Annotated in this window: 18 protein-coding genes and 1 pseudogene; 4 read left to right on the forward strand and 15 right to left on the reverse strand. The window is 40.2% G+C overall.

The annotated features are described in order from the left end of the window. Positions 1-103: 103 nt before the first annotated feature. The 7 genes and pseudogenes from ribB to rutA form a co-directional block, all read right to left on the reverse strand. Positions 104-781 (reverse strand): annotated as a pseudogene (ribB, locus tag AAEY75_RS00815) (3,4-dihydroxy-2-butanone-4-phosphate synthase); the annotation flags it as partial. Between the two features lie 109 nt (positions 782-890). Continuing rightward, the gene (locus AAEY75_RS00820) at positions 891-2,390 is read right to left on the reverse strand and encodes a CoA-acylating methylmalonate-semialdehyde dehydrogenase (protein WP_352257784.1); all 1,500 of its coding nucleotides are present in this window, start codon (positions 2,388-2,390) and stop codon (positions 891-893) included. 40 nt (positions 2,391-2,430) lie between these two features. Beyond that, the gene (locus AAEY75_RS00825; protein ID WP_352257786.1) at positions 2,431-3,789 is read right to left on the reverse strand and encodes a solute carrier family 23 protein; all 1,359 of its coding nucleotides are present in this window, start codon (positions 3,787-3,789) and stop codon (positions 2,431-2,433) included. Positions 3,790-3,822: 33 nt separating this feature from the next. Further along, entirely contained in the window at positions 3,823-4,404 is a 582-nt protein-coding gene (rutF, locus tag AAEY75_RS00830) for an NADH-dependent FMN reductase RutF (protein ID WP_194196448.1), read from the reverse strand. Between the two features lie 132 nt (positions 4,405-4,536). Continuing rightward, the gene (gene rutC / locus AAEY75_RS00835; RefSeq protein ID WP_110923384.1) at positions 4,537-4,920 is read right to left on the reverse strand and encodes a pyrimidine utilization protein C; all 384 of its coding nucleotides are present in this window, start codon (positions 4,918-4,920) and stop codon (positions 4,537-4,539) included. A 76-nt stretch (positions 4,921-4,996) separates the two neighbouring features. Beyond that, positions 4,997-5,716 carry a pyrimidine utilization protein B gene (gene rutB / locus AAEY75_RS00840; RefSeq protein WP_194363798.1) on the reverse strand — a complete coding sequence of 240 codons (720 nt, stop codon included), beginning with the start codon at positions 5,714-5,716 and terminating at the stop codon, positions 4,997-4,999. Between the two features lie 14 nt (positions 5,717-5,730). Next, a complete protein-coding gene (gene rutA / locus AAEY75_RS00845) occupies positions 5,731-6,834 on the reverse strand; it encodes a pyrimidine utilization protein A (RefSeq protein ID WP_110923382.1) in 1,104 nt (367 codons plus the stop codon). A gap of 476 nt (positions 6,835-7,310) precedes the next feature. Here rutA and AAEY75_RS00850 point away from each other — a divergent pair, with 476 nt between their 5' ends. Both AAEY75_RS00850 and AAEY75_RS00855 read left to right on the forward strand, forming a co-directional pair. Next, a complete protein-coding gene (locus tag AAEY75_RS00850) occupies positions 7,311-7,934 on the forward strand; it encodes a TetR family transcriptional regulator C-terminal domain-containing protein (protein ID WP_320158566.1) in 624 nt (207 codons plus the stop codon). A gap of 700 nt (positions 7,935-8,634) precedes the next feature. After that, positions 8,635-9,531, forward strand: coding sequence for a 3-hydroxyacyl-CoA dehydrogenase (locus AAEY75_RS00855; protein ID WP_352257790.1), 897 nt, complete (start codon positions 8,635-8,637; stop codon positions 9,529-9,531). 232 nt (positions 9,532-9,763) lie between these two features. On the opposite strand, the gene AAEY75_RS00860 is transcribed toward AAEY75_RS00855, so the two are convergent. Both AAEY75_RS00860 and AAEY75_RS00865 read right to left on the reverse strand, forming a co-directional pair. Beyond that, positions 9,764-9,985, reverse strand: coding sequence for a putative antibiotic biosynthesis monooxygenase (locus AAEY75_RS00860; RefSeq protein WP_110923376.1), 222 nt, complete (start codon positions 9,983-9,985; stop codon positions 9,764-9,766). 163 nt (positions 9,986-10,148) lie between these two features. After that, the gene (locus AAEY75_RS00865) at positions 10,149-11,288 is read right to left on the reverse strand and encodes an alkene reductase (RefSeq protein WP_352257792.1); all 1,140 of its coding nucleotides are present in this window, start codon (positions 11,286-11,288) and stop codon (positions 10,149-10,151) included. Positions 11,289-11,461: 173 nt separating this feature from the next. On the opposite strand from AAEY75_RS00865, the gene AAEY75_RS00870 reads away from it, so the two are divergent. After that, on the forward strand, positions 11,462-12,346 hold the full coding sequence (locus AAEY75_RS00870) for a LysR family transcriptional regulator (protein WP_194196441.1): 885 nt from the start codon (positions 11,462-11,464) through the stop codon (positions 12,344-12,346). A 253-nt stretch (positions 12,347-12,599) separates the two neighbouring features. Here the strand turns inward: AAEY75_RS00870 and AAEY75_RS00875 are convergent, their stop codons facing one another. The 6 genes from AAEY75_RS00875 to AAEY75_RS00900 form a co-directional block, all read right to left on the reverse strand. Beyond that, complete coding sequence (locus AAEY75_RS00875; protein WP_352257794.1) at positions 12,600-12,905, reverse strand: putative quinol monooxygenase; 306 nt, start codon at positions 12,903-12,905, stop codon at positions 12,600-12,602. 388 nt (positions 12,906-13,293) lie between these two features. Continuing rightward, positions 13,294-14,217, reverse strand: a complete 924-nt coding sequence (locus AAEY75_RS00880; RefSeq protein ID WP_352257796.1) for a LysR family transcriptional regulator — start codon at positions 14,215-14,217, stop codon at positions 13,294-13,296. A gap of 561 nt (positions 14,218-14,778) precedes the next feature. After that, positions 14,779-16,434 (reverse strand): thiamine pyrophosphate-binding protein, encoded by a 1,656-nt coding sequence (locus tag AAEY75_RS00885; protein ID WP_352257798.1) that lies wholly within the window; start codon positions 16,432-16,434, stop codon positions 14,779-14,781. Between the two features lie 173 nt (positions 16,435-16,607). Beyond that, positions 16,608-18,035: a sodium:solute symporter family protein gene (locus AAEY75_RS00890; RefSeq protein ID WP_352257800.1), complete on the reverse strand. Its 1,428-nt coding sequence runs from the start codon at positions 18,033-18,035 to the stop codon at positions 16,608-16,610. A gap of 154 nt (positions 18,036-18,189) precedes the next feature. Further along, a complete protein-coding gene (locus AAEY75_RS00895; protein WP_352257802.1) occupies positions 18,190-19,446 on the reverse strand; it encodes a Zn-dependent hydrolase in 1,257 nt (418 codons plus the stop codon). 74 nt (positions 19,447-19,520) lie between these two features. Then, on the reverse strand, positions 19,521-20,582 hold the full coding sequence (locus AAEY75_RS00900; RefSeq protein ID WP_352257804.1) for a histone deacetylase family protein: 1,062 nt from the start codon (positions 20,580-20,582) through the stop codon (positions 19,521-19,523). Positions 20,583-21,167: 585 nt separating this feature from the next. On the opposite strand from AAEY75_RS00900, the gene AAEY75_RS00905 reads away from it, so the two are divergent. Next, the gene (locus AAEY75_RS00905) at positions 21,168-21,317 is read left to right on the forward strand and encodes a hypothetical protein (RefSeq protein ID WP_352257806.1); all 150 of its coding nucleotides are present in this window, start codon (positions 21,168-21,170) and stop codon (positions 21,315-21,317) included. Positions 21,318-21,386 lie beyond the last annotated feature (69 nt).

Below are 21,386 nucleotides of genomic sequence, written 5' to 3' on the forward strand. Positions count from 1 at the left end.
GGTTCCATCCAATTTTAGTAAATTTCAAATTGCGGTAAAAGTATCTAATAGCTTATAAAATCAAGTTAAATTAAATTTACTAAATCAATTCAACGGTACGCTCATCGATTTCATCATATTCATACGTTACAGTTTCTTCAAAATGTTCAACTTTACCTTTACGTTCAACGGTCTCTTGAGATTTAATATATTTAATTAACGCGTCTATGGTGCCGACCTTTAGATTATGAATATCGGCGAATTTCATCAGATCATTTCTACGAGCCATTTCACCATCTTGGTTGATGATTTCTACAATAACCGCAGCAGGTTCTAAACCAGCCAGTCTCGTTAGGTCACAACCTGCCTCAGTATGCCCAGCGCGTTCTAGAACACCACCTTCTTTAGCCACTAATGGAAAAATATGGCCTGGGGTTACGACGTCATCAAAGGTAACGTCTTGAGACACGGCAGTTCTAATGGTCTGAGCTCTGTCTGCCGTTGATATACCTGTACTTACGCCTTTTGCTGCATCAATGGAAACGGTGAAATTTGTACTGTAAGGTGCTTGGTTGTCTTTGCACATCAGAGGTAGTTTTAATTTTTTGCAACGCTCGGAGGTCAAGGTCAAACAAACCAAACCTCTGGCATGTGTAATCATAAAGTTAATATCATCAGGTTTGGCCAAACTGGCTGCCATAATCAGGTCACCTTCATTTTCCCGATCCTCATCATCCATGATTATGACCATATTGCCTGCTTTAATATCTTCAATAATTTCTGGTATTGTATTGATATTCATAAAATCCACCATTTGCATTTATATTTGCTTTTGTATGTTGTTATGTAGAGCCTATTGTCAATTCATCACACGCTCTACATAACGTCCTACGTTTGATACGGCCGTATAGCTACTTCATAGAAATAGTAGTATTTACGCCTTCACTAGCATCTTCATCAAACCAACGTGATATCACCGTTTTAGTCTGTGTATAAAACTGCACCGCTTGCTTGCCATAAGGACCTAAGTCACCGAGCTTACTGGCTCTAGACCCTGTAAACGAAAACATAGGTAGCGGTACTGGAATTGGTAAATTAATACCGACTTGTCCAACATCGATATCTTGTTGGAACTTATGCGCATGGGCGCCAGACTGGGTAAAAATGGCAGTGCCATTACCATTTGGATTGGTATTGATAATCTCAATGGCTTCCTCAAGCGTGTCGGCATACATAATGCATAGGACAGGACCAAAGATCTCTTCGGTATAGCAGCTCATATCAGTGGTTACATTATCTAAGATGGTTGGACCAACAAAGTTACCCTCTTCATAACCTGCTACCTGACAACCGCGACCATCTAGTCTTAGATGCGCCCCTTCGTCTATGCCAGCTTGAATTAAGCGCTCGACACGGGCTTTGGCTTGCTTAGATATTAGAGGACCCAAATCTTTATCATCCTTGCCAGCGGCAACGACTAGCTGTGCTGATTTTTCTACAATTTCATCAACCCACTGTTTAGATTCCCCAACCAATACCACGACAGACAGTGCCATGCATCGCTGACCTGCTGCACCAAATGCTGCGCCTGCTAACTGATTCAGACTTTGTTCTTTATTGGCATCAGGCATGATAACGGCATGGTTTTTCGCACCCATCATACATTGCACACGTTTGCCAGCCTGACCTGCACGGTCATACACATGCTTGCCAACTGCTGTTGAACCAACGAAAGATATCGCTTTTATGTCAGGGTGATCGCACAGCGCATCCACCGTATCTTTACCACCATGAACGACACTTAATACTCCTTTTGGTATACCTGCTTCAAGTGCCAACTCGACCAATCTCATGGTAACGATTGGATTTTGTTCAGAGGGTTTTAAGATGAATGTGTTGCCTGTGGCGATGGCCATTGGAAACATCCATAGGGGTATCATGGCAGGAAAGTTAAAGGGGGTGATACCTGCACAAACGCCTATTGGCTGTTGAACGGTATACATATCAACACTACTAGCGACGTTTTCAATGTAGCCCCCTTGTTGCAAGTTACCGATACCTGATGCGTGTTCTACGACCTCAAGACCTCTAAACACATCGCCTCTAGCATCTGCCAGTGTCTTACCTTGTTCTTCAGTCAGTAGCGCCGCCAGTTCATCCATATGCTCACGTATCAGTTGTTGATACTTTAGAAACACACGCGCTCTTTTGCTAATTGGTGTGATACGCCAGCTCTTAAAAGCCTCAGCGGCCATTTTGATGGCTTGATCAATTTCCTCAGGTGTTGATTGTGGTACCTTGGCGATAACCTCTTGAGTGGCTGGATTGGTGATATCAATCCATTCTGTGGTAGTCGATTCAGTAAATTCGCCGTTTATCAATTGTTGTACGTTGCGTAGTTCTGCAGTCATGACACGATTCCTTAAGGTAATATCAAATAGGTGTTTAAATTTATGTGTTGAGCTTCAAAAGCGGCTCTGATGTAACGACTTCTTTATCAGTAGTCACGCTCATCTCTTTTTGTTTGTTTTTAAAATTAAAAACGAGGTTCATAAGAATGGCTAAAAAAGTAGCGGTACCGATACCACCTAAATCAAAGCCAGCAATGTTTAGGGAATAGTTGCCAGTGCCTAGGATAACTGGAACGGCGGCTACCAACATATTGCCATTCTTACTAAAATCAATTTTTGCATTCATCCAAATACGTGCGCCGGCGATCGTAATCAAACCGAAGACAACGATTGAAGCACCTGTCAAAATGGGCACAGGAATAGTGCTGACCAAGGTGCCAAATTTAGGGGATAGACCCAATAGAATGGCAAACACACCTGCTATCACAAAGACGACTGTAGAGTAAATTTTGGTCGCTGCCATGACGCCGATGTTTTCTGCATAAGTCGTCATACCAGTGCCGCCTACCGAAGCCGAAAGCGTGGTACAAAGGCCGTCAGCGAAGAATGCTCTACCCATATAAGGCGAGATGCTTTTGCCAGTCATAGCTTCTACTGCTTTGAAATGTCCAAGGTTTTCAGCGATTAAGATGATAAAGACGGGTGCAATGACTAATATGGCACTGGTCTCAAAGACAGGAGAGTAAAGGGTTGGTATACCGAACCACGCGGCATTCGCAATTGGAGCAAAATCAATAGGCTTGCCCATACCCATCACATTCGTTAATAGGAAATAAATAAAATAGGCAGCGACCAGTCCTATTAACAGTAGCAAGCGTCTGACCATACCTTTGGTGAATACGGCGACTGAACAGATACATAACACGGTGACTAACGCCATCCAAGAATCAAAGCTACTGCCGATGACGCTTTGTATGGTGACAGGCGCTAAGTTCAACCCGATAATCATCACAATCGACCCAGTGACCACAGGTGGCATCAAATTCTCAATCCATCCTGCACCTGTCTTCATCACCAGCAGACCCATCAGTGCGTATAAAACTCCGCAGACCAGTGTGCCCCCAAGCGCAATGCCAATATTTGGATTGATACCAGTGCCGCTATAGCCTGTTACTGCTGCTACCGCCCCGATAAATGCAAAGCTAGAGCCTAAATAACTTGGTACGTGACCGCCAGTAATTAGAAAGAAAAGTATCGTACCTATACCAGTAATCAGCATGGTTAAGCTAGGATCGAATCCCATTAATAATGGGGCTAAGATTGTCGCACCGAACATTGCGAATGAGTGCTGTGCGCCTAACACCACGCTCTTACCCATGGGTAGATACTCATTGATACCTACCGGCGTCGTTTCTAGGTTTCCAGTATATGGACGCCATTTAACAAACCATTTATCCATTTTCAATATCCTTAAAAAGTAGAGGGATGTTACTTAGTTCGTGCACTTACTTAATTGATGGTAGTCTCGATTAAAATAGATGAGACTGTCACAATTAGGCTTGTGTTTGATATCCAATACTTCACAAATAAGAATATCGTGAGTTCCCACCGAGCTAATGAGCTTAATCTTGCAATCAAAAGAAATACTGGCGTCTTCTAATACAGGCGATCCTGTCGACAGCGTAGACCAACTGCCTTGATCGAACCTTTCTTCCAGAGATTTTTTACCCCCGAACACACCGCTTAGATCTTTATGTTCAAGGGCAAGTGTGTTGACGCATAGCACCATGTTTTCTTTAAAATAATGATAGACAGAAGCGCTTCTGTTTAAACACACCAATAGAGTTGGCGGTGAGTCAGTGACACTACACACAGCGGAGGCGGTAAATCCTGCCCGCCCTGCTGGACCTTCAGTGGTAATAATGTTGACGGCGGCAGCCAAATTACTCATCGCATCTCTAAAAGATTGCTGCATGTCAGTTAAGTTTGCTGCCGTAGAGGTGAATGATTCTTTAGATTTATGTTTCATTAATGAGGATTGCGTTACTTGGCTTTCTTTAATTACTGTATTCATCTGTCATTTCCTTTTAAAAAATATTCCGCCACATGTGTAGTTAACTAAAGCGCCCTACTACAGTTCAATGCTAGGGGGTTCCATGTCAGGTAACTTTAAATTCACTAACTGCAGTCATTTTTAAACAGGTCTTTATCCAATGTGAGCTATGGACGCGATTTCTACTAGGGCGTCTGGTTTTACCAACCCGCATTGAATACAAAATCTTGCTGGCTTTTCATTGGGGAAGAATTCTGCATAGACTTGATTGACCGCGTCATAATCTGCCCAATCTTTTACAAAGATTGAATTAAATGTCACGTCATCCATATCGCCGCCGGCGGTTTGAATCACGTTTTTGATCGTCGTTAACACATGGCGAGTTTGAGCAGCGGCATCACCCACATGTACGACATCGTTGTTTTCATCGAAAGGTAAAGTGCCTGAGACATAAACGATATTGTCGGCCTTAGTCGCTGGTACATAAGGGGCTAGTGGCTTGCTGGTACCTTCAGGGATAATCACTTGTTTAGACATATCTACATTCCTATTGCGGTTAGGTTAAGTATGAAGCGCTTGGTTTAGGTTTCTACAGAACTGGCTAAGTAAAACATTAGCTATCTGTAAAGCACTGCTGCATGCTGGCAACATCAGACACCCAACCAAAAAAGGTTTTTACGTTATATAGTGTGGCCTCATGAGCCTCTACTGGTCCTGCCTGATAACAAGCGTCATCTAATAACACGCCAAAATACTCAAGAAAAAATCCATCTCGAAGCGTAGATTCAACACAGACGTTGGTTGCGATACCAGTGAGTAATAAGTTACGTATGCCTCGTGACCGCAATACGCTGTCAAAGTTAGTATTCGCAAAGCCGCTATAACGAGGTTTATCTATAACGATGTCTTGAGGCGCAGGGCTCAGCTCGTCGACCAACTCGTAATCCCAGCCCCCTTTCGCCAACAGCGTTCCCTCAATTTCAGGATTCTTACGCATGGTTTTTAAGGCATTTGACTTGTGGTAATTAGGCGACCCACTACCACCAGCTTCGACATACTTGTTGTCCCAGCCATTTCTGAAATAGATAACTTGTATGCCAGCTTGGTGCGCAATATCCACGGCTTGCTTAATTTTATCGATGACAGGTTTGGTCGCTGTGACATCGAACCCAGCCAAATCCAGATAACCACCTTGGCTGGCATAAGCGTTTTGCATATCTACTACGATCAATGCCGTCTGGGAGGGATCTAGCTTGATAGGTTCAGGCAACGACTCTAAAACGGGAGAAGATTCCTTGGTAAAGTCTGCACAAATTGTATTAACCGAATTCATATCCGCTCCTTTTATTAAGCTTCGCTGACAGCTTGACTGGCAACTGGGGTATCGACATTGATACGGCTCTTCATAAGGGGCTGAATCTTACTGCCAAAATCTTCAACACCTTGCACGAAGTCATCAAAAGTAAGTAAGACACCATCAGTACCTTGTATCTCACCAACTTCGTCTAACATGCTGGCGACATTTTCAAAGGAACCGACCAGCGTACCCATATTGATATTGACTGGTGAAACACTTGAGGCCATATGGCGAATATTGGTATCTTTGCCTGATGTTTTGTCTTTACCGCCTTGTGACTGCAACCAATCAATGGCTTCGAAATCCGCACCATCATTGTATGATTGCCATTTTGCTTGGGCTTTTTCATCGGTCTCATCTGCAATGACCATAAAGAGAACATAGGTCGGAACATTACGGCCCGTCTTATCCGTGTGTACCTTTAAGCGATCATTGATACCGGCATAAGCGGTAGGTGTGTTTAGACCTTTACCAAAGACAAAGTTGTAATCAGCATGTTTTGCAGAAAACGCTAACCCTGTATCTGATTGACCCGCACAGATAATCTTCATATCCGCTTTTGGAATGGGCTTCACTTGACAGTCATCCATCTGGAAGAACTCACCCTTCAAATCAGATTGGCCTGTCGCCCACAGGTCTCTCAAAATTTGGACATATTCAGATAGGTAGTCATAGCGCTTACCAAAGTAATCGTCGCCTGGCCACATCCCCATTTGTCCGTATTCTGCTTCTTGCCAGCCAGTCACGACATTCAATCCAAAACGCCCGTTTGAGATGCTATCAAGCGTCGATGCCATTCTTGCTACGATTGCAGGTGGCATGACCAAAGTCGCCGATGTGGCATAGATTTTTATCTTGGACGTGACCGCAGCCAATCCTGCCATCAAAGTGAAGCTTTCAAGGTTATAATCCCAAAACTCCGTCTCCCCGCCAAAGCCGCGTAGCTTAATCATCGAAAGTGCAAAATCAAAACCATAGTGCTCAGCACGTTGCACAATTTGCTTATTAAGCTCAAATGTTGGCTTGTACTGCGGCGCGTTTTTTGAAATTAACCAGCCATTGTTGCCAATCGGACAAAAAATACCTATTTCCATAATTTCACCTATACGTTTGAGGAAGAAAGAGCTGTAAAAGAAATAAAGATTATTTCATGTTTTTTACGTAGCATAATTTATGCCAAATTAATTAATTGTTATTTATCAAATACTTATCGTTTTTATACGCAAAAATTTTTAGACCATATGGTTTAAAAACATGCATGAAAATAGTGCGGATGTTATAAAATAGTGCAGAATGTTGTAAAATAGTGCAGAAAGTTTTTAATAGTGCATATTGATAAAAATGATGTTGAATGAGTAAAAAATAGGGGTTTTTTGATACTAAATCGTTATAGTCAAATACCTTATAGACTTGATACAGCTACGTGATTAAATGCTGCCGACATGTCTGTTTTGACCAATCAGTGGTATATACACTCGGTTGATTTAACCTTTTTCTAAATTGACTTAATTATCATGTAAAATTAGGTTTACATGACTTTATGATCAGGAACCATACATTGAGAGAATACGTGCTAAAAGAAGAGATAGAAACGAGTTCAAAGATATTGAAGAAGAAAGAACACATCATCAATGCTGCATTGATTGTGTTCTCTCAAGAAGGATTAAATGGGGCGCGAATGGAAAAGATCGCTGAAGAAGCTCATATATCTAAATCGAATATATTTTACTACTTCGACAGTAAAGAGGTTCTGTATGTTGCCGTTTTAGAAAGGGTGCTTAGCAAGTGGCTATCACCTTTGAACGAGATGAATGTCAACCAAGATCCAAGAAAGGCCCTTATAAACTACATTGAAGAGAAATATAAAGTTTCAAAGAAATCGCCTGCAGCATCAAGACTGTATGCATTAGAGATTATGCAAGGCGCCCCTCACTTGATGGCCGTATTAAAAGGACCTTTGAAGTCCTTGGTTCGAGAAAAAGTGGCAGTGATTGATGAATGGATTGCAGATAACAAGATTAAGTCAGTTTCTGCCATTCATTTAATTTTTCATATTTGGGCAGTAACGCAGCACTATTCTGATTTTTCTACGCAAACGGAAGCAGTTTGTAATCATAGTTTAAAAAATAAGAAATTCGCTAATAATGCGTTAGACACTAGTATTCAACTTCTAGTAGATAGCTTGATTGTATAATTTGATATTAGTTGAGTATGACTACCACCTAAAAGAATCAAGCTCACAATAGAACTCTTTATAAGGTATGGATAAGGAGTTTTAGCATGAGAAAACGTATGAACAAAACTCGAATATAGTAAATTTACTTTAAATTCGGTACAGTGCTGCTGGCAAATATTTTTTGTAGCCTCTATCATGATCATGTTTATGAACAGCACGCTATAAATATTCATACCCGTAGCACTTAGACATCATAGCTACTAATGAGCAATATCCTCACCACCCTATCAACCTACACCGATTACCATGCGGACGCTGTGCCACAATAAATATCAAAAAGCGCCTAAGCATAAGTGGTTTAGGGAACAGGTTGTAGCATCTACTGATATTTTTAGAACGTACTAGATAGGACGATAATAGTTTGACATCAGTAGTCATTAAAAACACCATCATGATATTAAAGTAGCGTTAAATCATCGTACAATAATCAGGTGTAAAGCTAGTAACATTAACATCAAGCTATTGAATTATTTAATAATATAACAAGTCAAGAGATGTGAAATTATCTGATGCTTGCCTAGCAATATTTTTGGGATACCTTTCATGTGTTTATAAAAATGAAGGTTGAATAATAAAGCAAAATAATTCAATAATAGATCTATAAGTTCTAGATATTTATCTATCAACTTATATCCACTAATTTTAGGAAATTACTACAATGACGTATAAAAATGTAACAGTCGCTGGAAGCGGCATCCTAGGCTATCAAATTGCTTTTCAAGCCGCATTCCATGGTTTTAATGTTAGTGTCTATGACATCAATGACGAGGTATTAGAAAAAGCAAAGTCAAAGTTTCAATTGATGTGTAAAGCTTTTCGAAAGGATTTGAGAGCAACTCAAGAGCAGTTGGACAAGGCTTTTGATAATCTCAGCTACACCTCAGACTTAGCAGAAGCGGTCAAAGACGCTGACCTAATGATTGAGGCTATTCCCGAAATTACTGACATTAAAATCGAATTTTATGAAAAGCTTGCCAAACTAGCGCCAGAGAAGACCATATTTGCGACCAATACCTCAACCCTACTCCCTAGCCAGTTTGCGGAATCAACGGGACGACCTGCTCAATTTTTAGCCCTCCATTTTGCCAATAAGATTTGGATGCATAATGTCGCTGAAATTATGGGACATCCTGGTACGGATCCTAACGTATTTGATGACGTGGTTGCTTTTGCTACTGCCATTGGTATGGTTGCAATGCCGCTGTATAAAGAACAACCCGGCTACATAATGAACAGTTTATTGACGCCCTTTATAGACGCAGGCCTGCAACTATTAGCTAAAGAGGTTGCAGACCCTCATACGATTGATAAGACATGGATGATAGTGACTGGTGCGCCTGTAGGACCATTTGGCATCTTGGATACCATCGGTATAAACACGGCCTACAACATCACTAAGCTAGCCGCTGAAACGACTCAAAACCCTGCAAGATTAAAGGCCGCTAAATATCTAAAAGAGCAGATGATTGATAAAAATAAAATGGGTGCTGCGACTGGCGAAGGGTTTTATACTTACCCTAATCCTGCCTTTATGCAGCCTGATTTTTTAAAATGATATATAGCTCTTTATTCATCAGAGTTTGTTATAGTCAATCCTCTATAAAAGAATAACAGCGTTACTTATAAAACTAAAAAGACCTTCAAGCGCTTGAAGGTCTTTTTTAATGTGTAGAAGAATAACCTTACTGTCAAACCTGTATAACCAAGCTTTGGAGTTCGTTAGAGGTTCGTTAGGAATCAGCTTGGTAAACACAAGTATTGCGGTAAATGCGCTATGCAAAGAACGATTATTTCTCTCTTCTTAGCATATCAATCAGCTTACCTGCTAGTGGGAAAGAAACTAGCTGTGTCAGCGGAACGAGTATGATAGCTTCAATTAATACCACCACTGGTAGGCTTAAGCCTTGAGTCACAGGCTTCAATAACGTCAATACAATTAGGAGCGTTGGATAAAGTCCGACATACCCTACCAATATGCGTATCAATCTGTCTTTAGAATTCTGATTCATTGCCTACTACCTATTGATAAAAGAAAAATCTTTACGCGACAAAAACGATAATTGTCGCTTGATGATTGACTGTTTGGGAATATCTTACAAGTCCCAAATTTATAAACAAAAATAAGGCCATTAGTATTAATGGCCTTATCTTGTTCACTGTTTATGTGCTTTGCTATTCTTGATAGTAAGGATAATCACTGTAGCCAACATCAGTACCACCATACATAGTGGCAGGGTCTGCTTCATTCAATGGCCAGTTATTGGCAATACGCTCTGGTAAATCTGGATTGGCAATAAAAGGGCGACCAAACGCGAATAAATCACCGTAGCCTTTTTCTAAAATGTTCACGGCTTTTTGTACCGTGTACTTGCCAGCATAAATAATACGGCCTGAAAACTCTTCTCTGACCGCTTGATAAAAAGTGTCTGGTAAATCAGGCGCATTGTCCCAATCTGCTTCTGCAATAGACAAGTAAGCAATGCCAGCTTGCTCAAGCACTTTGACCGCTTCAATATACGTATGATGGGGATCTGACTCTACCAAGCCTAAATACACACGTGTCTCAGTGGTACTGGCAAATAATGGCGCAAAACGCACGCCCAAACGATCAGCACCGACCACATCACTGACAGCAGCGACGATCTCTTTTAAGAAGCGCAGACGATTGGTCAATGACCCACCATATTGATCATCACGGTGATTGGTATGCTCAGAGATAAACTGATTGACCAAATAGCCATTGGCACAATGCAGCTCTACCCCATCAAACCCTGCTTCTAGCGCATTGCGTGCAGCTGCCGCATACATATTTACCAGCTCACCAACTTCATCGGTACTGAGTGCGCGTGGCTCACTTGGATCGGCCAAAGCACCTTCGCCTGGACCTGTTTCAATAAATACTTTTACATTATCAGCAACAATCGCTGACGGACCTACAGGCTGAGCACCATTAGGCTGCAAGCTGGTGTGCGACACACGGCCCACGTGCCAAAGCTGAGCAAAAATAATACCGCCTTTGTCATGTACTGCTTGCGTGACTTTTTTCCAACCTTCAACTTGGGCTGGTGAATGGATACCCGGTGTCCAAGCATAACCTTGGCCTCTGGGCTCAATTTGCGTACCTTCAGTCACCATAAAGCCTGCTGTAGCACGCTGTGCATAATAGCTGGCCATTAAGTCATTAGGGATATTGTCAGGTTGCGTGCTACGAGAGCGTGTCAACGGTGGCATTACGATACGGTTTTTGAGTGTATAAGGCCCAAGTTCTACAGAGGAAAATAGTGTATTTGTATTTAGAGTGGTTTGTGTCATAAGTGTCTCTTTTAAAGCAGCTGATGGCTTATTATTAAAGGTATTTGGCCTGTTTTGATGATTAATAACCAATCTAATGATTACTTAAGCAATGTTAGTCAGCATAGCGTTTTGAGGGTACAATTAGAAACAACCACTTATTGTTTAAGATACAACTATTAATGGTATGAATTATGAATGGAATGAATCGGCTCGATATTAAGCAACTTAGAGTATTACAGGCGCTGCTTGATCTAAAAAACCTCTCGCAAGTCGCACGTAAAATGGGGCTGACCCAACAAGCCATCAGTGAGCAGCTGCGTAAGTTACGTGAGGTGTTTGATGATCGCCTGTTTATTCGTCAAGGCAATAGCATGGTGGCAACGCCAAAGGCGCTATCGATGGAGCAATCCCTTGACGATATCCTAAAACAGTTGGAGGATTTGTTAGAGCCAGAAGTCTTTATGCCGCACACATACAAAGGCGTATTTACGATTAGTGCGACTGACTATGCGACGCAGGCGTTATTACCGCAATTGTTTAATATTACGCGACGCGACGCACCTGATCTGAAGCTGATCGTCCGTGATTTTGCCTCGGACAATATCAATCAGCTGATAGCAGCAGGAGAGCTTGATTTACTGATTACCTTTCCCGAATTCATCCCAGATAACTTATCGTATGTCACTCTGTTTGAAGAGCAACATTTATGCGTGACGGGTTGTGAAAATAAACTTCCAACAGAACCATTAACACTGGCACAAGTGGCTGCGCATCCTCAGCTAGTGGTATCACCCTCGCGTGCTAATTTACGCGGCTCTCATGATCAATGGTTTACAGAAAAAGGTCTAAAACGAAATATTGTGATGTCAGTTCCTAGCTTTTCAGCCGTACCAGATATTTTGCACACGACCGATATGATTGCATTTTATCCTTCACGGTTATTGCCGAACAGTAAGGTCAAAGAGCTTGAGGTTGAAGCATTGCCACCTACTTTTAAAGTCATCGCGGCATGGCATCCACGTACCAGTGATAGTGGTATACATCGTTGGTTGATTGAGCAGTTGAGAAATCTATAGTAAGTGATGTTAGTTATAGCCAGTTTTGACCTGTGCTCTTTTAACTTTTGTTAATTTATACTCATTGTGATCATGTAGAGCTGTAACCTGTGAAATTTTCTTCAACCATATTTTTGCTACCTCTGACTGAGTGGATCTTTTTTCTACATTAGATGTATAACTCATGACAACAACCTTCTCTAAAACTAAAAAAGCCTTTTAAGCCGTATAAATCATAGCTTAAAAGACTTTTTCAGTCTGAGATTTTTAAAACTTACGAGATAATGGTCATTTCGTTTATGACAAACTCATCGATCATCCCGTCTGTTACTGTTACATAGTTTTGGAAATGCGGACTTTCTACATGCTTCTGCAACAGCTCATTGTTTTCCCAAATCTCATAAAAGATAAAGCCATTACTATTCGTATTGTCTTGATGCAGGTCATATTGGATACAACCTTGATCAGTTTGTGAAGCTGCTGTTAGCTTGAGAAGCTCTAATTTTACTTGTTCGACGTGCTCAGGCTTGGCTTTGACAGTGGCAACGATAGTGAGCGGTTTGTTCGCTTGTGTGTTCATAAACTTTTCCTATTTTTAAGTATTATAATTATTTCAAATAAATTTAAGCAATTTCAACATATTCGCTCAAAGTATTAAATTATACCTGTAAGTTTAAGCGATCATTTGACGCTTTATACAGATAAACCTTTTAGTAAATTTCTGTCATTTTCCTGCTGGCTCTCTAATATATTTCGCGTAATACGTAAGTGCTCGGTTGTTATAGTATCAAGAAAGTGAATGTTGATATGTTATATAATTTATAAGATAAATCACATAACGTTATCTCAAGATTGAGAGCGTCAATGATATAGGAGCATGCTCAAAACAACTCTAATTTTACTTATACTTTTCCTACATGATGCTGCAAACATCAGTGTTTGGATACGATCCTAAAATTGGAAGTTCATTAAAAAGATATATCAAAATCGATAATTTCTTCAATAAATTTTGATTCAATAGCTGATAAGTTTCGATGCTTGTGCCAAAAAATATACACAGGTATATCAGCAATCCCATCCTGCGGGGGCAAGCGTCTAAGTTTCGATGCTAGATGAGTAGCCGCAACAAACTTATCTGGCAAAGCACCTATGCCATATCCAGTATAAATCAGGCGAACTAGCTCATCTAAATTATTTGTATAAGCACTAACGTGACCAGTAAAGTCATGGGCTTCTTTAAATAAAGCTATTGGTGAAAGAACATCACCAATAGCTTCACTATTAAATGCAATAAAATTTTCTTCTAATATATTACTAATACTCAATTCTTTTACGGAGAACAAAGGATGGTGATATCCACAATATAGGTAATAACGTTGGTTGAAGAGTATCTTTTGATTAAGAGTATCCGATGTATGCTTGGATAAACAAATACCAATAGCAGGATTTTTTTGCTTTAAATCATTTAAAATATCCATACTTGATTTGACCGTCAAATCTAACGTAATATTCGGATATTTTTTTTTGAAATATACTAGAAAATCATTGTATTTGGGATTATGAAGTCGACTAACGACTAATAGTTTAATATTACCTTCTAGAAGATGTAGATTACTACCTTTCATCGCTTCAATAGAAGTAATCTCTGTGAATATCGTTTGAGCAACTTGAAGACAATAGTGACCAATTGGTGTGAGCTCTAGTGGCTTGGTATTACGAACAACAAGCTGGTTTTCGAGTTGCTCTTCAAGTTTTTTGAGATTTTGGCTAACTGCAGATTGGCTAATGTTTAGACGATCAGCCGCTGCACTAATACTCCCCTCTTCACATATAGCAATTAATACGTGGAGTAATGTCCAATTTAAATTATCTGCTAATTTCCGTTGTATCATGGTAATTTCAGCACTTATATTCTGAATATATCGATAACCAATCAATATAAAAGGTCTGCCAAGGCTTAGTCTTCGCGATACGTATTCGGCCTCTGAGTTCTCGGCTCACCTTTCATTATTGTCCTTAGTCTATAATACAATATAGCTAAAGATTGTGGGGTAATATAAAAGCTCATTTATTGTATGATTTGTCATGCCCCCCCCCCTTTTATCATTGGTATTGGCAAATGATGCCAAACTGTTGATTATCCATATAAACAATTAAAAGCAACTCAGCTTCATTTATCATAAATCCCCTATTGTCAGTAACCGTAATAGATAACAGCTCAACGGTAAGGGTCATTCTTACGGACACTCAAAATTACTAAGCTTTCAACCTGCAAACTGATTTGTAATAGACCTTAGATAGGTTTCTAAGACGATTTTTTAGTAAAGAAAGGCCTAACACATAATGTTAAGCCTTTTTTTGACAAAATTGAACAGCATTACTAGCCTGCCTTTATAGATTTAACAACCTGCAATGAACATGGTTCTGAAATAGCTGCCCGATAAATAAATATATCAAGGGTTTAACTCAGCAGGATCAGTAATCACGTGCATTACCACAGTTTTTCGATCTTTACTGACGATTTGCATAGCCTCTGCCACTTGCTCTTCGACTCGCTCATCATTATTCACCGTAATACCATAAGCGCCAAAAGACTGCGCCATCAAAGCAAAATCAGGGTTTTGAAGCTGTGTACCTGACACGCGATCAGGATAATGAGCCTCTTGATGTTGACGAATAGTACCAAATTGACCATTATCCATAACAATAATCAAAATAGGAGCCTTATAACGTACCGAAGTAGATAATTCTGCCTCGTTCATCATAAACTCACCATCACCAGTAACAACAACTGACAAACGCTCAGGGGACTCTAAAGCAGCAGCGATACCCGCTGGCACACTATAGCCCATTGCCCCGTTCCTACTACTCAACTGACTTGGAAACACCTTCGTTGGTAGAAACTTCTGCGCCCACAAACAATGGTTGCCTGCACCGAAGCTATATACGGCATCTTCTGGAATAATTTTGACCAGCTCTTTCATAACCAAAGTCATACTGGCATACTTTGCATGACTATTAGAAGAAAGAGTGATTTCTGGGAAAGCGCTATCTTGACGCTGTTGTTTATGACAGTGGCTGAACCATGAAAGACGTGACTTAGCATCAAGTTCGTGGAATTTATATTCAGCAATTGCCTTTATAAAACTAATAGGACTTGCAGCAATATGAGAAGTGGTAGCGCCGCTATGACCGCGTAAGCTGGTATCTAAGTTGACAACATAATTGATTTGATCGAATGATTGACGCAAGGTGTAACCATCACTAGCTACATCGCCAAGCACAGTACCTATCGTTAACAACACATCCGCCGAATCTAGTAAGTCTGCACATCCATCTGCTCTACCATATCCTAAGTAACCTGCATGAGCGGGCGAATCAAATGGGATTCTGTCAGAGGCTCGCCAATCATGTATGATAGGAATATGATTATCTTCCGCAAACTTAGTCAATTTTTGACATGTTTGAGCGTCCCAATTTTGACCACCAACAAATATTAGAGGTTTTTTAGCCATTGATAGTGCATCAATTATTGATTGCAGCTCTAATTGTGTAACTGCGCCTTGAGCGACAGGAATCACAGGGTGATTCTGATTTTCAAATGGCTGCTGAATAATATCTTCAGGCAATCCAACTACAACAGGTCCTGGTCGACCTTCTAAAGCCGCATGAAATGCTTTGGCAACGATTTCTGATGCCCTAGAGACTTCATCAAGAATGAAGACTCGTTTACATTGACTACCGAACCACTGTATCGGATCAAACTCTTGGAATGACTCACGCTGCCTATCAGCAATCGGTATAAGTCCGACAAATAATATCAGCGGCACACCATCTTGCCAAGCCGTATGAATGCCAGTATAAGCTTGCGCAGCGCCTGGACCACGGGTCACCATGGCAATACCAGGTTTACCCGTAAATTTACCATATGCATCAGCCATATAAGTACACGCAGCTTCGTGACGACAAACAATAGTTTGAATATCAGAGTTATAAAGTCCATCAAGTACTGCTAAATAGCTCTCACCCGGTACTATAAACGCTCGATCTACTCCGTGTTGCTTAAGGCTATCTACAATGGCTTGACCGCCATGTTTTAAATCACTCATTTTTTACCCCTAAATTATTTTAAAAATATTAGCCATAACGCTATTATGAAAATTATGAATTGTCTGATCATCCTATGATATCTCTTGTTAGGATAATCATAGGACAGTCACTTTAAATACGAATTATCGCTTTTGAGTATTAAAATCCACTTGAGCAAATAATGTGTCAGTTGTTAAATATTACTACTGTTATCTCTGGTCATTAATGAGACAAAAATTACTAAAAATATTGAAAGTGGCAAGCCAATAAATACTGGATGTATACCAAAAGGATGACCAAGAACTTGCCAAACTATTGCAATCACTAACCCAACCCACATTGCCACCGTACCACCTAAACGTGTCGCTTTCTTCCAAAACAACCCTGCAGTAATAGGTGCCAATAAGCTTGATACCAACATAGCGGAGCCCATTATCCACAGTACGATGAGGTCTGGAATAAAGATAGCTAATGTCAAGGCGATGCCTGCTACGCCAAGAACCGAGTAACGACTGTACTTTAAGAGGCGTTGATCGAGATCTTCTGAAGGGTTTAGTCTTGGTTTGATGATGTCATTAATAATCGATGACGCACCTGCCATGAAAAATGAATCTGCTGTAGAGATGACGGTAGCTAGAAGTGCAAGCACCATTACAACTATCATAGGGAAGCTAAACACATCGCCAATAATAGCAAAATAGGTTAAAGAGGCATTTTCTAGCGGTAGATTAAGACCAAAACGCCCCATAATGCCGATCAGAATAACAAAAAATCCTGTTAAAAATGCGAGAACAATAGCGATCCAGAACCCAGTTTGTGCTGTTTTAGCACTATCAGCTGCCCAAAATCTCTGCCATAAATCCTGTCGCACAAATTGATAACCGCCTATGGTTAATATATAAACCATAACTTCAGACGCTGGAATATTGAAAAAACTTAAAAAATCACTTTCGCCAGACAGTGCAACTTGTGTCTGCACCCCCTCAAGACCACCAGCTGCGATGAGAACAGTACAAAATAGTATAAAGATACCTACGGTCTGTATAGTGCCATGAAATGCATCTTGCCAAATAACGGACTTCATACCACCAAAATAAGTCTTTAACGTGACCAATACGCCGCTGACTATAACACCTGTAGTAATACTGGTACCCAAAGTCAGATTAAGGATTGTCGCAATTGCTACAAACTGCATACCAGTAATAGCGCTATACGCTACCAACAGACTCACCACTGTCGGAATTCTTGCCCCTTCTCCAAACCTTAATACTGTGAAATCTGCAATGGTCACCATATTATATTTTTCACCTAATGCTCGAACACGCTTTAGATAAAATGCCAGTATAAAAATCCCAGCTAGAAATATGCCAAAGTTTAGCCATTGTGGCCCCATGCCACGTATGAAACCTTGCTGCATATAACCTAACAAGATTGCACCACCGACAGCAGTACCTGTAAAGGTTAAGATAAGTGGGAATAATTTCACTGATCTACCAGCGACGTTATAATCGTCGTAAGTTTTAATACTTTTTTTATTAATGTAAAAGGAAATGCCAAATAAAAACATGAAGTAAATAATAACCAAAGACCCTAATATCAGTCTTTCTCCTGAATCGTACATAATGTTCATCCTCGGAATATTTAAATCGTAATAAAATAGCTTTCAACAAAAAACCTAGTAATAACGGAGTATAATAAAACTCCTATAAGCCGGATAAAAAGGACTGAAAATTGTTATTAAGTTTTTTAATAAAATAGCCACTAGCTTGACTAATTTAGTTTTTACCATCGTCGATGATAGCTGTCTCTAAAACAGCATGTAACAACACATTAGTGCCTGCGACCGCCCATTCAGAGGAAATCTCTTCATTTTCATTATGCGATATACCATCTACGCAAGGGCACATAATCATCGCAGAAGGCGCTACATCTGCTATCCAAAAGGCATCATGTCCAGCACCAGAGCAAATATCAGTATTCGAGTAACCTAACTTACTGGTTGAATCACGAATTATCTTCACTAGTTTAGGGTCAAAGGCTACAGGATCTTTGTGTCCTACTATCTCTATTGAACAGCCCACCTCAAACTCTGATGATATTTGGTGCACTCTAGCTTTTATCTGATCACATAACTCATCGAATTTATCTTGCGAAGCTGCCCTGATATCTATGGTAAATACCACTTTACTCGGAAGGACATTGCGAGAGTTTGGAGAAACGTCAATCTTACCCACTGAAACTGCGGTATTAGGTTGATTGTCCATGACCAAATCATGGGAAACATGAATTATTTTAGCCATTGCTAAAGAAGCGTTTGACCTCATTGTCATGGGTGTCGAGCCAGTATGTGCAGCCTTACCTGTCAATGTCACTTCAAGAGCAGCCAGACCTTGACCATGCGTCACAACCCCTATCAACTTATCTTCTGCCTCTAAGATGGGACCTTGTTCAATATGATATTCATAATAAGCATGTATCTTCGGCTCCCCTACTGGCATATCACCCAGCCAACCTGTACGTGTTAACTCATCTTTTATACTAATGCCATCTGGATCTGTGCAACTGTATGCGTATTCGAGATCGTATTTGCCAGCGTAGACACCTGATGCAATCATGGACGGTGCAAAGCGTGAACCTTCTTCATTTGTCCAGTTTGCGACGACGATTGGATGTTTAGTTTTGATATTATGCTCATTAAGTGAACGCACAACTTCTAATCCAGCTAAAACGCCTAAAATACCATCATATCTACCGCCCGTAGGTTGCGTATCGAGATGAGAACCTATCATGATGGGTAGTGCGTTTGGATCAGTACCCTCTCTAAAGGCAAACATAGAACCAAGTTCATCAATTTTTACAACCATATTTTCAGTTTCACACCAATTTTTGAAAAGGGTGCGACCTTCATTATCTTCATCTGTTAGTGCCTGTCTATTGCTGCCACCAACAATACCTGGACCAACCTTCGCCATATCCATCAAAGATGCCCATAAACGACTCTCGTTGGCAGTAATCTCAGTATTTTCAATCATTTTAGTCCGACCTTTAATTAGGTTCTAATTTCGCTAGATAGCTTAATGAATAATCAATCATTAACTACAGCTATTCACTTATTATTGATGATTTTTTCTGCAGTAAATCCAGAGATGAAAGCTTGTAAGTTTTCATTAAGCTTTTCTATGCAATATCCTCCTTCAACCAATACAATTACTGGCTTTTCTAATGCTTTGAGTTTTTGTGCCAAAGTTTTAAAGCCTTGAGTACTGACTTCGCACTTCGCTTGTGGATCTTCCTTATAAACATCAAAACCTAAGACATGGACAACAACATCTGGATTAAATAGTTTTACAGTTTCGATTGATTGATCCACATGATTAAAGAACCCTACTTCATCGGTACCATGAGGCATCGGGAAATTGAGATTATAGCCGTAACCTTCTCCTTCACCTCTTTCATGCTCATGACCAGCGACTACAGGATAAAAATTGATAGGGCTACCGTGTACAGAGGTATATAGCACATCTTTACGATCGTAAAATATTTCCTGAATACCTTGCCCATGATGCATATCAGTATCTATGATGGCGATTTTTTGAAATTTTTGACGAAGATGCTCAGCGATGATTGCAGCATTATTTAGATAACAAAAACCACCTGCTGCGTTCTTACGAGCATGATGGCCTGCAGGTCTAGTTAGGCATATTTGAATATCATTTTGATTAAGGTTTTGACTGTCTTCATCATTTAATAAGGCGTCGGCAGCGTTGAGTGCCGTTTGTGCTGACCAATAAATAGACGTCCATGAGTGCTTGCCAATTGGTGCACTACCATCGGCTTGATATTTAGCGGCTTTGGCCAAAATACCAAGACCTTCATTGTTGTTTGGCATATAGATAGTAGTTTGAACTTCCTCGCCCATTTCTTCATCGACCGCCATCCACTCACTGTAGGCGTTCTTCAAAAAATCCACGTAACCCAAATCATGCACTGCTAAAATCGGCGCGATGCCTATATCTTTAGCGGTCGTTACTTTCAAGTCTAACGCCTCTGGCGCTTTTAAAAGCTCAGTCAAACGTTCAGGCTTTTCCTGAGGCTCGCGCATTTTCCCTCGAGAAAAATAGCTCTGTGGATGATGAAGCATTTGATTTTCATGACTATAAAACTTCATTTTGAACACTCCTTTGTTTCTAAAACACTTAAAAAAATATTAAAAATTCTAATACACTTATTGAAGTGTATTTGGCGATATCTTATTAAAAATAGCTATATTCAATAAATTTTACTTATTTTCTCTAATATATGTTGCTGAAAAGTCACAGTCAAACGTTATAAATTAATACCTTATATAAGTACAGCTTATAACCAAAAATACAATATTTGTAAATTTGACACGCAGAAAGTAATTTAATTAGAAACTGCAATGAACAACGCAACTAGGGATTGAATAGAGCAGCTTCATAGAAATGCGGTAAAAAACGATGACGCAACAGAAGTTTGGACATTATTGAGCACGATGTCTGAGCTCAAGACTTTCCTGAAAAGCGCAAAAATCTACGCTCAGAAGGAGCTGAACACGGTGCAGCTCCTAATCGTTTAACGTGGCAGGAAAAATGTGATGTTGAGGAGAAAGGTGGATGATTGGTTAGAGAAATACACTAAGATTATAGGGGTGGAAGATTTTGCTGCTCAAAAAGTAGCAGACATAGTTTAGTTCAAATAATTTTAATACAAGGAAGTTGAGTGCAAGCTATACATGAGTATGGTTAGCGAGGATGACAATGTAGCGGATTTATGTGGGCTTGACTATAAAGTTGGTAAGTGTTGGGGAATGGGCTTAGATACTGCTAAAGATTCAGGCCCTTGGGAAGGTGAGTTAAGAAGCCTGTGGAAACCGACACAGTAAGAAGTATTATGGTTCCATGGTGGAAACTTGCACCAGTCTCGACATTACTCTCAATATTTGTCACTACAA

The sequence above is a fragment of the Psychrobacter sp. TB55-MNA-CIBAN-0194 genome (genome assembly GCF_040309505.1).
GTDB classification, from domain to species: Bacteria; Pseudomonadota; Gammaproteobacteria; order Pseudomonadales; family Moraxellaceae; genus Psychrobacter; species Psychrobacter fozii.

Excerpts from the sequence above, each read along its gene's own strand:
- AAEY75_RS00870 (WP_194196441.1), top strand. The coding sequence starts at position 11,462 with ATGAATGGAATGAATCGGCTCGATATTAAGCAACTTAGAGTATTACAG.
- AAEY75_RS00860 (WP_110923376.1), bottom strand. The coding sequence starts at position 9,985 with ATGAATCAGAATTCTAAAGACAGATTGATACGCATATTGGTAGGGTAT.
- rutC (WP_110923384.1), bottom strand. The coding sequence starts at position 4,920 with ATGTCTAAACAAGTGATTATCCCTGAAGGTACCAGCAAGCCACTAGCC.
- AAEY75_RS00875 (WP_352257794.1), bottom strand. The coding sequence starts at position 12,905 with ATGAACACACAAGCGAACAAACCGCTCACTATCGTTGCCACTGTCAAA.
- rutF (WP_194196448.1), bottom strand. The coding sequence starts at position 4,404 with ATGAATACAGTAATTAAAGAAAGCCAAGTAACGCAATCCTCATTAATG.
- rutB (WP_194363798.1), bottom strand. The coding sequence starts at position 5,716 with ATGAATTCGGTTAATACAATTTGTGCAGACTTTACCAAGGAATCTTCT.
- AAEY75_RS00825 (WP_352257786.1), bottom strand. The coding sequence starts at position 3,789 with ATGGATAAATGGTTTGTTAAATGGCGTCCATATACTGGAAACCTAGAA.
- AAEY75_RS00855 (WP_352257790.1), top strand. The coding sequence starts at position 8,635 with ATGACGTATAAAAATGTAACAGTCGCTGGAAGCGGCATCCTAGGCTAT.
- AAEY75_RS00890 (WP_352257800.1), bottom strand. The coding sequence starts at position 18,035 with ATGTACGATTCAGGAGAAAGACTGATATTAGGGTCTTTGGTTATTATT.
- AAEY75_RS00885 (WP_352257798.1), bottom strand. The coding sequence starts at position 16,434 with ATGAGTGATTTAAAACATGGCGGTCAAGCCATTGTAGATAGCCTTAAG.
- AAEY75_RS00895 (WP_352257802.1), bottom strand. The coding sequence starts at position 19,446 with ATGATTGAAAATACTGAGATTACTGCCAACGAGAGTCGTTTATGGGCA.
- AAEY75_RS00865 (WP_352257792.1), bottom strand. The coding sequence starts at position 11,288 with ATGACACAAACCACTCTAAATACAAATACACTATTTTCCTCTGTAGAA.
- rutA (WP_110923382.1), bottom strand. The coding sequence starts at position 6,834 with ATGGAAATAGGTATTTTTTGTCCGATTGGCAACAATGGCTGGTTAATT.
- AAEY75_RS00880 (WP_352257796.1), bottom strand. The coding sequence starts at position 14,217 with ATGATACAACGGAAATTAGCAGATAATTTAAATTGGACATTACTCCAC.
- AAEY75_RS00905 (WP_352257806.1), top strand. The coding sequence starts at position 21,168 with ATGAGTATGGTTAGCGAGGATGACAATGTAGCGGATTTATGTGGGCTT.
- AAEY75_RS00900 (WP_352257804.1), bottom strand. The coding sequence starts at position 20,582 with ATGAAGTTTTATAGTCATGAAAATCAAATGCTTCATCATCCACAGAGC.
- AAEY75_RS00820 (WP_352257784.1), bottom strand. The coding sequence starts at position 2,390 with ATGACTGCAGAACTACGCAACGTACAACAATTGATAAACGGCGAATTT.